The sequence below is a fragment of the Rhodoferax sp. SPJ4 genome (assembly GCF_058216275.1).
In genome coordinates this window covers 208,732-222,500 of sequence record NZ_JBYZMN010000004.1, presented here as the reverse complement: position 1 = coordinate 222,500, position 13,769 = coordinate 208,732, and the positions used below count along the sequence as shown (strand labels likewise).

The 13,769-nt window shown below is 67.6% G+C and carries 12 protein-coding genes; 5 read left to right on the top strand and 7 right to left on the bottom strand.

All coding sequences use genetic code 11. The annotated features are described in order from the left end of the window. Positions 1 to 122: 122 nt before the first annotated feature. From AC4BAR_RS14195 to argB, 5 genes are all read left to right on the top strand, one after another. Entirely contained in the window at positions 123 to 1,877 is a 1,755-nt protein-coding gene (locus AC4BAR_RS14195) for a type I secretion system permease/ATPase (protein ID WP_490628538.1), read from the top strand. Further along, on the top strand, positions 1,874 to 3,247 hold the full coding sequence (locus AC4BAR_RS14190; protein WP_490628537.1) for an HlyD family type I secretion periplasmic adaptor subunit: 1,374 nt from the start codon (positions 1,874 to 1,876) through the stop codon (positions 3,245 to 3,247). Before AC4BAR_RS14195 ends, AC4BAR_RS14190 begins: the two co-directional genes overlap by 4 nt. Before the next feature lie 4 nt (positions 3,248 to 3,251). Next, positions 3,252 to 4,613, top strand: a complete 1,362-nt coding sequence (locus tag AC4BAR_RS14185) for a TolC family outer membrane protein (RefSeq protein ID WP_490628536.1) — start codon at positions 3,252 to 3,254, stop codon at positions 4,611 to 4,613. Positions 4,614 to 4,688: 75 nt separating this feature from the next. Beyond that, positions 4,689 to 5,792, top strand: a complete 1,104-nt coding sequence (locus AC4BAR_RS14180; protein WP_490628535.1) for a glycosyltransferase family 4 protein — start codon at positions 4,689 to 4,691, stop codon at positions 5,790 to 5,792. A gap of 43 nt (positions 5,793 to 5,835) precedes the next feature. Further along, entirely contained in the window at positions 5,836 to 6,750 is a 915-nt protein-coding gene (gene argB / locus AC4BAR_RS14175) for an acetylglutamate kinase (RefSeq protein ID WP_490628534.1), read from the top strand. Between the two features lie 17 nt (positions 6,751 to 6,767). Here argB and holA read toward each other — a convergent pair whose 3' ends face one another. The 7 genes from holA to AC4BAR_RS14140 form a co-directional block, all read right to left on the bottom strand. Further along, positions 6,768 to 7,835 (bottom strand): DNA polymerase III subunit delta, encoded by a 1,068-nt coding sequence (gene holA, locus AC4BAR_RS14170; protein ID WP_490628533.1) that lies wholly within the window; start codon positions 7,833 to 7,835, stop codon positions 6,768 to 6,770. Positions 7,836 to 7,845: 10 nt separating this feature from the next. Further along, positions 7,846 to 8,352, bottom strand: coding sequence for an LPS-assembly lipoprotein LptE (locus AC4BAR_RS14165; protein ID WP_490628532.1), 507 nt, complete (start codon positions 8,350 to 8,352; stop codon positions 7,846 to 7,848). A gap of 2 nt (positions 8,353 to 8,354) precedes the next feature. Further along, entirely contained in the window at positions 8,355 to 11,072 is a 2,718-nt protein-coding gene (leuS, locus tag AC4BAR_RS14160) for a leucine--tRNA ligase (protein ID WP_490628531.1), read from the bottom strand. Between the two features lie 74 nt (positions 11,073 to 11,146). After that, positions 11,147 to 11,644: an ExbD/TolR family protein gene (locus tag AC4BAR_RS14155; protein WP_490628530.1), complete on the bottom strand. Its 498-nt coding sequence runs from the start codon at positions 11,642 to 11,644 to the stop codon at positions 11,147 to 11,149. A 10-nt stretch (positions 11,645 to 11,654) separates the two neighbouring features. Then, positions 11,655 to 12,299 carry a MotA/TolQ/ExbB proton channel family protein gene (locus tag AC4BAR_RS14150; RefSeq protein ID WP_490628529.1) on the bottom strand — a complete coding sequence of 215 codons (645 nt, stop codon included), beginning with the start codon at positions 12,297 to 12,299 and terminating at the stop codon, positions 11,655 to 11,657. Positions 12,300 to 12,310: 11 nt separating this feature from the next. Then, positions 12,311 to 13,129: a 4-hydroxy-tetrahydrodipicolinate reductase gene (dapB, locus tag AC4BAR_RS14145; RefSeq protein ID WP_490628528.1), complete on the bottom strand. Its 819-nt coding sequence runs from the start codon at positions 13,127 to 13,129 to the stop codon at positions 12,311 to 12,313. After that, the gene (locus tag AC4BAR_RS14140) at positions 13,126 to 13,692 is read right to left on the bottom strand and encodes an outer membrane protein assembly factor BamE (RefSeq protein WP_490628527.1); all 567 of its coding nucleotides are present in this window, start codon (positions 13,690 to 13,692) and stop codon (positions 13,126 to 13,128) included. Before AC4BAR_RS14140 ends, dapB begins: the two co-directional genes overlap by 4 nt. Between the last annotated feature and the right edge of the window lie 77 nt (positions 13,693 to 13,769).

Below are 13,769 nucleotides of genomic sequence, written 5' to 3'. Positions count from 1 at the left end.
GCTGTCAGCACCCAGGGCGCCCACGGGCGCCCTTTTGCATGGGCCCGCATAGAATGACCCCGCGCAGGCTGCAGTCAGCCACCAGCGCGATCACTGCGCCCCTCAGACCTGTTTCCTCGCCCATGAAATCACCCCAAAAACAACCGCAAGGTGAACTGATCGACGCGCTGTTGAAGTTCAAGAGCGCCTTCCGGTCGGTGGGCATCTTCAGCTTCATCGTCAACATGCTGATGCTGGTGCCGTCGATCTACATGCTGCAGGTCTACGACCGGGCCTTGCCCAGCCGCAACGAGACCACCTTGTTGATGCTGACACTGATCATGCTGGGCTTGTTTGCCCTGATGGCCGGGCTGGAGTATGTGCGCAGCCTGGTCATCATCCGGGTGGGCGCGCGGCTGGACATGGAGCTCAACCACCGCATCTACACCGCCGCTTTCGAACAGAACCTGAAGAAGGCCGGCGTCAATGCCGGCCAAGCCCTGGGCGACCTGACCACCATCCGCCAGTTCGTCACCGGCAATGGCCTGTTCGCATTTTTCGACGCGCCCTGGTTCCCGATTTACCTGATCGTCATCTTCTGGTTCCATCCCTATCTGGGCCTGTTCGCGTTGGGCGGCGCGGTGCTGCTGCTGTTGCTGGCATGGGCCAATGACGCGGTGTCGCGCAAGCCCATGGGCGAGGCCAGCACCTTGTCGGTGGCCTCGTCACAGACCGCCACCAACAACCTGCGCAACGCCGAGGTCATCGAGGCCATGGGCATGTTGCCCGGCCTGCGCCAGCGTTGGTTTGCCTTGCACGAGAAGTTCCTGCACCTGCAGGCCGAGGCTAGCGAGAAGGCCGCCACCGTGACCGCCGTGACCAAGTTCGTGCGGCTGGCCATGCAGTCGCTGGTGCTGGGCCTGGGTGCGCTGCTGGCCATCGAAGGCAGCATCTCGCCCGGCATGATGATTGGTGCCTCCATCCTGATGGGCCGCACGCTGAGCCCGGTGGAGCAGCTGATCGGCATCTGGAAACAGTTCGCCTCGGTGCGCAGTGCCTACGAGCGCCTCAGCGCCCTGCTGGCCAGCAACCCGCCACGGGTGGCGGGCATGTCGCTGCCGGTGCCCAAGGGCCAGATCAGCTTCGAGGCCGTCACCGCCGCCCCTCCAGGCACCCAGACCCTGGTGCTGCGTGGCATCAGCTTCGCGGTCGCGCCGGGCGACGTGCTGGGGGTGATCGGCCCCAGCGCCTCGGGCAAGTCGTCGCTGGCCCGGGTGATGGTGGGCGTCTGGCCTGCCGTGGCCGGCAAGGTCCGGCTGGACGGGGCCGACATCTACCAGTGGAACAAAGATGAACTGGGCCCCCATGTGGGTTACCTGCCGCAGGACATCGAGCTGTTTGCCGGCACGGTGAGTGAGAACATTGCCCGCTTCGGCGAGGTCGATGCCGAGAGGGTGATTGCCGCCGCCAAGCTGGCCGGCGTGCACGAACTGGTGCTGCGTTTCCCCAATGGTTACGACACCCCGCTGGGTGACAGCGGTGGTGGCCTGTCCGGCGGCCAGAAGCAGCGCATCGGTCTGGCCAGGGCCTTGTACGGCAACCCGGCCCTGGTGGTGCTGGACGAACCCAATTCCAACCTTGACGAGGTGGGCGAGCGCGCCCTGGCCGCCGCCATCGTGCAACTGCGACAGCGCGGTGCGCTGGTGGTGGTGGTGTCGCACCGCACCAGCCTGCTCAGTGTCACCAACAAGCTGCTGGTGCTGGTGGACGGCGTGGTGCAATCGTTCGGTCCCACCCGCGAGGTGCTGGATGCGCTGAACCGCAAAAACGCCGCTGCGGCGCCGGCGCCGGCATTGGCCAGTGCGCCCCCGAAGGCCACAGAAAGCAAGGCATCATGACCACCTCTGAAACCCGTCCGACAGCCGACGCTGCGCCGGTGACCGATGCCGTGCCCCGCGTCGCGGCTTCCGTTGGAAGCCTGTCGCGCATCGACGAAAAAATGTTCTCGCGCATTGGCTGGGTGGTGGTGCTGGTGGGGGTGCTGGGCTTCATCCTGTGGGGGGCTTTTGCGCCGCTGGACCAGGGGGTGCCGGTGCCCGGCACGGTGATCGTCGACGGCAACCGCAAGACGGTGCAACACCCCACCGGCGGCATCGTCGACCAGATCCTGGTGGACGAGGGCGCGGTGGTCAAGGCCGGGCAGGTGCTGGTGCGCATGAACAGCACCCAGGCCAAGGCCCAGGCCGAGGTGCTGGGGGCGCAACTGGTGTCGGCCCGCGCTGTGCAGGCCCGTTTGCTGGCCGAGCTGGGCAGCGCCGACCGCATCACCTTCCCGCCCGACCTGCTGGCGCGCGGCAACGAGCCGGTGGTGGCGTCGGCCCTGTCCCTGCAGCGCCAGCTGTTTGCCAGTCGCCGGGCCTCGCTGGCCGGCGACATGTCGGCCACCCAGGAGGCGATCCGGGGCGTCGAGGCCCAGCAGCAAGGCATCGTCAGTGGCCGCGAAAGCCGCAAGCTGCAGCAGGAGTCGCTGAAGGAGCAGCTGGCCAGCATGCGCGAACTGGCCGATGTGGGCTATGTGCCGCGCAACCGCATGCTGGAGATCGACCGCCAGTACGCCCAGATCAATGCCGCCCTGTCCGACGACCAGGCCGCTTTGGGCCGACTGCAAAGCCAGGCCATCGAGCTGAAGCTGCGGCTGCTGCAACGGCGCGAGGAGTACCAGAAAGAGGTCCGCACCCAGCTGACCGACACCCAGCGCGACGCCGAAACCCTGGCCAGCCGCCTGACGGCGGCCGAGTTCGAGATGCTCAACACCGAGGTGCGCTCGCCGGTCGAGGGCGTGGTGGTCAGCCTGGCCGTTTTCACCTCGGGCGGTGTGGTGCCGGCCGGCTTCCGCCTGATGGACATCGTGCCGCAGAACCAGCCCATGGAAATCGAAGGCCAGGTGCCGGTGCATTTGATCGACAAGGTCCACCCCGGCCTGCCGGTGGACATGACCTTCCCGGCGCTGAACCAGCACAAGACCCCGCATGTCAATGGTGAGGTGACGGTGGTGTCGGCAGACCGGCTGGTCGATGAGGCCACCAAGCAGCCTTACTTCAAGCTCAAGGCCAAGGTCAGCCCGGCCGGCATGAAAGACCTGGCCTCGCAGCAGATCCGTCCCGGCATGCCGGTCCAGGTGTTCATCAAAACCGGTGAGCGCTCGCTGTTCAGCTATCTGTTTAAGCCCATCCGCGACCGGCTGGCCACGTCCATGTCGGAGGAGTGACGCCATGACCACCTGCTGTTCCCCCTGGCGGGGGCTGGTCCTGCTACTGGTGCTGGCCGCCGCGCCATGGGCCAGTGCCGAGGGATTGACCGAGGCCTTTGAAGCGGCACGGGCCCACGACCCCAAGTTCAGGAGCGCCTTGCGCGAATTCGAGGGCAGCCAGGAAGCCCGCATTCTGGGCCGGGCCAACCTGTTGCCCGACCTGTCGTTCAGCGCCTCACAGGCGCAGGTGCAACTCGACCGCAAGATCGGCGTCGCGCAAGACCACCTGTCCTACCAGAGCGAAAGTCGGGTCTTGCAATTGCGCCAACCCCTGCTGAACCTGGACGCCACCGCCCGCAACCGCCAGGGCGAGGCGCAATCGCTGTTCGGTGAGTCGGTGTTTGCCACGCGCCAACGTGAACTGATCCTGCGCATGCTGGAGGCCTACAGCAACGTGCTGCTGGCGCAGGAGCAACTGGCGCTGGCCGAGGCCCAGGCCGCCACGCTGGGCCAGCAGGTCGCCAGCAGCCAGCGCCTGTTGCGGCTGGGGGAAGGCACCAAGACCGATGTGTTCGAGGCCCGTTCCAGTTACGAGGTGGCCCAGGCCCAGATTGTCGAGGCCCAGAACGCGCGGAACAACCTGACCGCCGAACTCGCTGCCATCATCGGCCCGCGGCTTAAACCCGTGCCGCGGCGCCTGGTCAAGGAGTTGCCGCTGTTCACGCTGCAGCCGGCCACGCTGGCCGAATGGGAGACCCTGGCCATCCAGCAGAACAGCGACATCGAGGCCCGTCGCCAGGCGCTGGCGGTGGCGACGGAAGAGGTGAGCCGCGTGGAAGCCGGTCACCTGCCCCGCATGGACCTGGTGGCGGCCATCAGCCGCAGCGCGTCCGAATCGGTCAACACCATCAACCAGAACCTCGCCCAGCGTAGCCTGGGCGTGCAGTTGAACGTGCCCTTGTTTTCGGGTGGCCGCGTCAGCGCCCAGGTGCGCCAGGCCCTGGCGGCCCGCGGCCGGGCCGAGGCCGACCTGGACGACGCCATTCAGACCGTGCAGGTGGACCTGCGCAAGCAGTTCAATGCGGTGCAAAGCGGGGCCCTGCGGGTGCGCGCGCTGGAAAAAGCCTTTGAGACCACGCAGTTGCAGGTCGAGGCCACCAAGCGCAGCGTGCAGGGCGGCGTGCGTGTCCCGCTGGATGTGCTGAACGCCGAGCAGCAGAGCTACCTGGTGGCGCGTGACCTCGCGCAAACCCGCTTCCAGTACCTGATGGCCTGGCTGCGGCTGCGTTCGGCCGCGGGGCTGTTGAGCCCGCAGGACCTGACCCAGGTGGAGGCCAGCCTGCAGACGGGTCTGGCCACCTCGGCCATGTTCACCACCGAATGACGCCGGTCACGCCGGCCTGACGCTCCATCGTCTGGCGGGTGCGGCCAGGGCGCTTGACTGAGGGACAATCCCCTCATGGTGCTGTTGTTCGTGTTGAGTTTCGTGGCCTCGCTGGCCTCTGCGGTTTTCTGTATCCGCACAGCGCGCGGCCATGCCAGGCGTTACAGCCAGACCACCCCGCAGCGCTTTCACAAGGGCGATGTGCCGCGGCTGGGTGGCGTGGGCATCCTGCTGGGCATGGCGCTGGCCTGGGGTGCGGCCATGGTGTTCGACCTGGACGGGGGCGGACCCAATGTGCAGCTCAGTGGTCCCTGGGTGGGCATGTGGCTGCTGGCGGCACTGCCGGCGGTGCTGGGCGGTGTGGTGGAAGACCTGACGCAGCGGCTGGCGGTGCGCTGGCGGCTGGCACTGACCTGTTTGTCGGCGGCCCTGGCCTGTGGCCTGCTGGCGCTGGCGGTCGGCCGCACCGGTCTGCCCTGGCTCGATGCCGGTCTGCTGGCCTGGCCTTGGCTGGGTGTGGCGATCGCCTTCGTGGCCGTGAGTGGCCTGCCCCACGCTTTCAACTTGATCGACGGTTACAACGGCTTGTCGGGCACGGTGGCCTTGCTGATCAGCCTGGCGCTGGTGCATGTGGCGCTGCAGGTGGGCGACCGGCAACTGGCCGCGATGGTGGTGGGCCTGGCCGGTGCCACCGCCGGTTTTCTGCTGCTGAACTACCCGCGTGGCCTGCTGTTCGCCGGCGATGGCGGGGCCTATTTGTGGGGCGTGATGATTGCCATGGCCAGCATCATGCTGGTGCAGCGCCACCCCGGTGTGTCGCCCTGGTTTCCGATGCTGCTGCTGGTCTACCCGGTGTGGGAGACGCTGTTTTCCATCTACCGCAAGCTGGCCCGGGGCAGCTCGCCGGGCGTGGCCGACGCGCTGCATTTCCACCAGCTGATTTACCGCCGCATCGTGCGTGAGGTGTTCGACGAAGACGACGCCCGCCGCATGCTGGTGCGCAACAACCGCACCTCGCCCTACCTGTGGGGCTTCACCGTACTGAGCGTGGTGCCGGCGGTGCTGTTCTGGCACAACACGCCGGTGCTGGTGGGCTTCTGCCTGCTGTTTGTGGTGAGTTATGTGGCGGCCTATGTGGCCATCATCCGCTTCAAGGTGCCGGAGTGGCTGCGGCGCTGAGCTGCGTCACAATCGGGGCCATTGCCAACCCGAGTTTCTTCCCATGAGCGACACCCCCCAATCCAGCGAAGCCCCCGGCAGCCAAGTTTCAGCACGTGACAAGGCCGAAATCCTGGCCCAGGCCCTGCCCTACATCCGCAAGTTCCACGGCAAGACCCTGGTCATCAAGTACGGCGGCAACGCCATGACCGACCCCGAGCTGCAGGCGGATTTTGCCGAGGACGTGGTGCTGCTCAAGCTGGTGGGCATGAACCCCATCGTGGTCCATGGCGGTGGCCCGCAGATCGACGACGCGCTGGCCAAGATCGGCAAGAAGGGCACCTTCATCCAGGGCATGCGTGTCACCGACGAGGAGACCATGGAAGTGGTCGAGTGGGTGCTGGGCGGTGAGGTGCAGCAGGACATCGTGGGCCTGATCAACGCCGCCGGCGGCAAGGCCGTGGGCCTGACCGGGCGCGACGGCGGGCTCATTCGTGCGCGCCAGATGAAGCTGGCCGACAAGGACGACCCCAGCAAGGAACACGACATCGGCCAGGTGGGGGAGATCACCGCCATCGACCCGGCGGTGGTCAAGGCGCTGCAGGACGACCAGTTCATTCCCGTCATCAGCCCCATCGGCTTTGGCGAGCGCAACGAGAGCTACAACATCAACGCCGACCTGGTGGCGGCCAAGCTGGCCACGGTGCTGAAGGCCGAGAAGCTGGTGATGCTGACCAACATCCGTGGCGTGCTCGACAAACAGGGCGAGCTGATCGTGGAGCTGACGCCGCGCGAGATCGACGAGCTGATTGCCGACGGCACCATCAGCGGCGGCATGCTGCCCAAGCTGGCCGGTGCCATCGACGCCGCCAAGAGCGGGGTCAACGCGGTGCACATCGTCGACGGCCGGGTGCCGCACGCGATGCTGCTGGAAATCCTGACCGACCAGGCCTACGGCACGATGATCCGCTCGCACTGAGCGGGGGGCGGTTCAGGTCAGCGGGCCTTGGCGGCCGTCGGCCCGCAGGCCCGGCACAGCAGCATGGCCAGCTGCTGCAGCGCCTGCCATGGCAGTGCCGGCCAGCCGGCGCGCGGCAGGCCTTTGACGATGCCGTCCACCGCATGGGCGGCCGCCAGCAGGCGGTCGGTGCGGGCCCGGTCCAGCCGCGGCAGGGCGCGTTCGAACAGCCTTTCCTTGGCGCCCCAGACCCGCTGCTCGCGCAAGGCCATCGGGATGGGCCGGCCGGCGTCGACCGCGGTGCGCAAGCGGTGCAGGGTGCGGATGTCCTCGGCCAGCGTCCAGTGCACCAGCACTTCGGCCACGCCCTCGGCCTGCAGCCCGTCCAGCATGCGCTGGGCCCGCACCGCCTGGCCCGACAGCACGGCCTCACCGAGCTTGAAAACGTCGTAGCGGGCCACGTCCAGCACCGCCTGTTCGATCTGCGCCAGCGTCAGCTCGCCCTCGGGGTAGAGCAGGTCCAGTTTCTGGATCTCCTGGTGGGCGGCCAGCAGGTTGCCCTCCACCTTGTCGGCAAAAAACTGCAGCGCCCGCTGGCCGGCCTCGCCGCCCTCGGCCCGCTGGCCCTGGGCCTGCAGGCGCTGGGCAATCCAGCCGGGCAGGGCGGCCCGCTCCACCGCCTCCAGCTGCACCGTCACGCCATGCTGCTCCAGCGCGTTGAACCAGGCGCCGGTGCGGGTGGCCTTGTCGAGCCGGGGCAGCAGCACCAGGGTCACGGTGTCGCTCTGGCCCTCGGACTGCGCGGCCAGCTGCTGCAAGGCCACGCTGCCCTCCTTGCCCGGCTTGCCGGTGGGGATGCGCACCTCGATGAGTTGCTTGTCGGCAAACAGGCTCAAGGCGCTGCCGGCGGCCAGCACGCTGCTCCAGTCGAAATGGGCGCCGGCCACGGTGAACACCGTGCGCTCGGTGTGCCCCCGGGCTTTGGCCTCGGCGCGGATGGCGTCGGCGGCTTCCTGCACCAGCAAAGCCTCGTCGCCGTGCAAGGCGTACAGCGGCCGCAGCCCCTTGCGCAAATGGGCAGCGAGTTGCGACGGGGCCAGCTGCATCGCTTGGGGCTCAGGCCAGGCGGATGGTGGACAGGCGGCGCAGCAGCTGGTTGACCACTTCCTTTTCCATGTCGCGGTACAGCAGTGCTTCTTCGGTTTCCTTGGCCAGGGCCACCGATTCGTTGAAGCTCAGCGAGCGGTTCTGGGCGATGTCCACCGCCGGAATCAGTTCAATGCCGTCGCGCGAAACCAGACGGAATCTGAACAAGACCCGCAGGTCGAACTCGCGCACCTGGCCGGTGGGGCCGATGCCCACCACCACCTTTTGCCGCAGGTCGGTCAGCACCTCCAGCCGCACGTCGGCGTCCATGGCCTGGGCCTGGGGCAGCAATTGGACCTGGCTGTTGCTGGCCATGCTGCGGCGGAACTGGGCACCGAGCGCCGAGCCGGGCGCAAAGCCGGCATACAGCGAGGCAAAGTCGAAGGTGGGGGCCTGGCGCAGCGTGAAGCCGCAGCCGGCCAGGGTCATGGCCAGCCCACCCAGGGCGGCCGTGCGAACAAAGTGGCGGCGCAACATGCTCACAGCACCACGTTGACCAGACGGCCAGGCACCACCACCACCTTCTTGGGGGCGGCGCCGTTGGCGATCTTGGTGAAGGCCTCGCTGGCCAGGGTCAGCGCCTCGATGGTGGCCTTGTCGGCCTGGGCCGGCACGGTGACCGCACCGCGCAGCTTGCCGTTGATTTGCAGCACCAGCTCGATCTCGTCCTGCACCAGGGCCTGCGGGTCGACCACCGGCCAGGGTGCGTCCAGCAGTTCGCCCTGGGCGGCGTAGCCCAGATCGGTCCACAGCGCGTGGGCGATGTGGGGCGTGGCCGGGTAGAGGCAGCGCAGCAGAATGCCAAAGCCCTCGCGCAGCGCCAGCGCGTCGGCGGCGCTTTGCGGCAGGCCGAAATCGTCCAGCGCGTTGAGCAGCTTCATGGTGCCCGACACCACGGTGTTGTACTGCATGCGCTGGTAGTCGTAGTCGATCTGTTTGAGCACCTGGTGCACCTCCAGCCGCAAGGCTTTGGACCGCTTGTCAAACACCGTACCGGTCGGCGTGGCACCGGCCGACTGGGTGAACAGCGCCGCCGTGGCGAGCTTGGCGCCGAAGTTCCAGACCCGACGCAGAAAGCGGTAGCTGCCTTCCACCGCGGCGTCGTTCCACTCCAGCGTGGCCTCGGGCGGCGCGGTGAACATGGTGTAGAGGCGGGCGGTGTCGGCGCCGTATTTCTCGATCAGGTCCTGCGGGTCGACGCCGTTGTTCTTGCTCTTGCTCATCGTGCCCACACCTTCGTAGGCGATGGGCGTGCCCACGGGCAGCAGACCGTCGGCACTGTCGACCGCGTTCTTCAGCTTGGCGCCGGTGACCTTGCCGGTGTCGTCCAGCACATGCTCGACGTCGTGCGGCCAGAAGTACTCCTTGCCGCCCTTGCCGGTGCGCCGGCTGTAGATGTGGTTCAGCACCATGCCCTGGGTCAGCAGCTTGGTGAAGGGCTCGTCGATGGCCACCAGCCCCAGGTCGCGCATGACCTTGGTCCAGAAGCGGGCGTACAGCAGGTGCAGGATGGCGTGCTCGATGCCGCCGATGTACTGGTCCATGCCACTTCCCCCCGATGGAGACTGGGCGTCACGCATCCAGTACTGCGTGCCTTCGGCCACCATCTGGTTGGCCTGCGGGTCGCAGTAGCGCATGAAATACCAGGAGCTGTCGACAAAGGTGTCCATGGTGTCGGTTTCGCGGCGGGCGGGCTGGCCGCACACCGGGCAGGTCACGCCGGCGTGGAAGCCCTCGTGTTTGTGCAGCGGGTTGCCCGAGCCATCGGGCACACAGTCCTGCGGCAGCACCACCGGCAGGTCTTTTTCCGGCACCGGCACCGCACCGTGTTCGGCGCAATGGATGATGGGGATGGGCGTGCCCCAGTAACGCTGGCGGCTCACCCCCCAGTCGCGCAGCCGCCAGGTGGTTTTTTTCTCGCCCAGGCCCAGCTCGGCCAGCGCATGGGCTACCGCGTCCACGGCTTCTTTGTGGTGCAGGCCGCTGAAGTTGCCGGAGTTCACCGTCACGCCGCGCTGCTTGTCGGCGTACCAGTCCTGCCAGCGTTCATAGTCGAAATGCTCGCCATCGACCAGCACGACCTGGCGGATCTCGATGCCGTATTTCAGCGCAAAGGCAAAGTCGCGCTCGTCATGCGCCGGCACACCCATCACTGCGCCGTCGCCATAGCCCATCAACACGTAGTTGCCCACCCAGACCGGCAGCTCGGCGCCGGTGATGGGGTGGGTGACCACCAGCCCGGTGGGCTGGCCTTTTTTCTCCTGCGTGGCCAGTTCGGCCTCGGTGGTGCCGCCCTGCTTGCATTCCTCGATGAAGGCGGCCAGCGTCGGGTTGGTGGCCGCAGCGTGCACCGCCAGCGGGTGTTCCGGTGCCACGGCGCAGAAGGTCACGCCCATCACCGTGTCGGCCCGGGTGGTGAACACATACAGCTTGCCGTCACCGATCAGTGCGCCGTCGGCGCCGGCGATCTGGTGCGGGAAAGCGAAGCGCACGCCTTCGCTCTTGCCGATCCAGTTCTCCTGCATCAGCCGCACCCGCTCGGGCCAGCCGTTCAGCGTGGCCTGGGGGTTGCCCACCTGCACATGGTCGAGCAGTTCCTGAGCGTAGTCGGTGATCTTCAGGTAGTAGCCGGGGATTTCGCGCTTTTCCACCGTGGCGCCGGTGCGCCAGCCCTTGCCGTCGATGACCTGCTCGTTGGCCAGCACGGTCTGGTCCACCGGGTCCCAGTTGACGACCTGGGTCTTGCGGTAGGCGATGCCCTTTTCCAGCATCTTCAGAAACAGCCACTGGTTCCACTTGTAGTAGGCCGGGTCGCAGGTGGCGACCTCGCGGCTCCAGTCGATGGCCAGGCCCATGGCCTGCATCTGCTTCTTCATGTAGGCGATGTTGTCGTGGGTCCATGCGGCCGGCGGCACCTTGTTCTTCAGCGCCGCATTCTCGGCCGGCAGGCCGAAGGCGTCCCAGCCCATGGGCATCAGCACGTTGAAGCCCTTCATCCGCAGCTGGCGGGTCAGCATGTCGTTGATGGTGTAGTTGCGCACATGGCCCATGTGCAGCTTGCCGCTGGGGTAGGGCAGCATGGAGCAGGCGTAGTACTTGGGCTTGGCCTGGTCCTCGGTCACGCGGTAGGCGTCCTGAGCGGTCCAGTGGGCTTGCGCGGCGCGCTCGACCTCGGTGTGGTTGTATTTGTCGTTCATGGCAGATGGTGGGCGCGGCAAAGGGGCCCGAAGCGCTCGATTTTAGGCGCTGGGGGCCAGTCGCCGGGGGCGTTTCAGCGCCGGGCGTTGGCCGTCGGGCCGGACAGGGGCTCGGCCACAAAGCCGATGCGGTTCAGACCGGCCTTTTGTGCCACCCCCATCACCTGCACGACGAGGCCATAGGGCACGGCCGCGTCGGCGCGCAATTGCAACTCGGTGTCGGGCTGGTCGGCGGCCTGGCGGGCCAGTTCGGCGGCCAGCTGGTCCAGCGTGACGGGGCGGTCGGCCACAAAGGCCTGGCCGGTTTTGTCGACCACCACGGTGATGGCGGCCGGTGTGGCGGCGGGCTGGGCGGCGTCGGTGCGTGGCAGGTCCAGCCGCACGCTGCTGGCCAGCAGCGGGGCGGTGAGCATGAAGATCACCACCAGCACCAGCATCACGTCAACCAGCGGCGTCATGTTGATCTCGGCCATCGGCGGGTCGGTGTCATGGCGGCCCAGGCGACCGAAGGCGCCGGTGGGCCGCAGCGAGGCGTCGGAGGCGCGCGACCGGGCGGCGGGGCGGACGGGCATGGTGGGCTGGCTAGAGCTCGTCGGACAGCGACAGCACCAGCTCGCGCAGGTCGTGGGCAAAGCCTTCGAGATCGCCCTCGATGCGGCCCACCCAGCGGCCCAGCACGTTGTAGGCCAGCACCGCGGGAATGGCCACGGCCAGGCCGGCGGCGGTCATCACCAGGGCCTCACCCACCGGGCCGGCGATGCGGTCGATGGTCACCTGGCCCACGCTGGCCATGGCGGTCAGGGCCTGGTAGATGCCCCAGACCGTGCCCAGCAGGCCGACAAAAGGCGCGGTGGCGCCCACGGTGGCCAGCAGGGTCTGGCCGAACTGCAGCTGCCGCAGCCCGGCCTGCAGCGCGGTGCGCAGGCCACGGGTCAGGGCCTGGGAGGGGTCGCCGGCGCTGGCCAGCGTGGCCACCGGCGCAGGCCCGGTGGCGGCGAGCAGGGGGGTGACCAGGCCGGCGCGGTCAAACAGCGCGGCGGCCTGGGCGCCATCGGCCAGGTTGGCGGCCTGCCAGAAGGCGGCGGTGCTGCGTGCCACATCGCCCAGGGCGCGGCGCAGCAACCAGCTTTTCCACAGAATCACCACCCAGCTGGCGACCGACATCGCCAGCAGCAACAGCGCCACACTGCGGCTGACCGCATCGCCCGAAGACCACAGGGCGCCCATGGTGGGGTGGGTCAGGCCAGGCCGAGCACGTCGAACATGTCGAACAGGCCGGTGCGCTGGTTGCCGAGGAAGCGCACCGCCCGCAGGCTGCCCTGGGCATAGGTGGCCCGGCTCGACGATTTGTGGGTGACCTCGATGCGCTCACCGATGCCTGCAAACAGCACCGTGTGGTCGCCGACGATGTCGCCGCCGCGGATGGTGGCAAAGCCGATGCTGGACGGGTCGCGCTCGCCGGTCACGCCTTCGCGGGCGTAGACCGCGCAGTCCTTCAGGTCACGGCCTAGCGCCTCGGCAATCACCTCGCCCATTTTCAGCGCGGTGCCCGAGGGGGCGTCGACCTTGTGGCGGTGGTGGGCCTCGATGACCTCGATGTCGTAGCCGGTGGACAAGGCCTTGGCGGCCATCTGCAACAGCTTCAGCGTGACGTTGACACCCACACTCATGTTGGGCGCCATGACGATGGCGATGTCTTTGGCCGCGGCCTTGATCTCGGCCTTTTGCGCGTCGCTGAAGCCGGTCGTGCCAATCACCAGCTGCACCCCCAGTTCGCGGCAGGCCTTCAGGTGGGCCAGTGTGCCTTCGGGGCGGGTGAAGTCGATCAGCACCTGGGCCTGGGCCAAGCCCTGGGCCAGGTCGGCGGTGATGGCCACGCCGCTGGGCTGGCCCAGAAAGGCCGCGGCGTCCTGGCCCAGCGCCGGCGAGGACGCCACGTCGAGGGCGCCGGCCAGCACGCAGTCGTCGCTGGTGCGCACCGCTTCGATCAGCATCCGGCCCATGCGGCCCGATGCCCCCGCGATGGCCACGCGGTGGGGAAGGGGCGTGGCGCTCATTGCTGGGCGCTTTCGAGTGGCGGGTAGACGGTGAGCGCGGGCGCGCTGGCGGGCGCGGCATCGGCTGCCGCCACCGCGGGCTTGCCGGATTTGAATTTCTGCAGCGTTTCCTCGCTGGCCTGCAGCTCTGGCACCTTGCCAAACTTGCGCTTGGTGTCCAGTGTGCGGACGAACTCGGTCTCGCTGGGCAGGTCGGTGCCGTCGAAACGGTCGAAGTTGTCGCCCTTGAAGAACACGGTGAAGCGGCGCACCTGTGGTTCCGCGCCGTTGCGGCGGATGGTGAACACGTAGTCCCAGCGGTTGTCGTGGAACAAACTGGTCAGCAAGGGGGTGCCCAGGATCTCGCGCACCTGGTTGCGGTCCATGCCGGGGGTGAGCAATGCGGCCTGTTCGCTGGAAACGAAGTTGCCCTGCACCACCTCCACCTGGTAAGGCGCGATGGCCCGCACCACCTGGTTACTGGCATTGTTGAAACTGCTGCAGCCCGATGCCAGGGCACACAGGGTGGCGCCGGCCAGCACCAGCGGGCGAAAACCGGAGCGGTGTGGGAGAGGAAAGGGCATGTTCAAACCGGTGGCAATATGGTCAAATCATTGTACCGGCATGCTGTTTTCAGCCGCCCCTCCCCTGACGCCCTCGC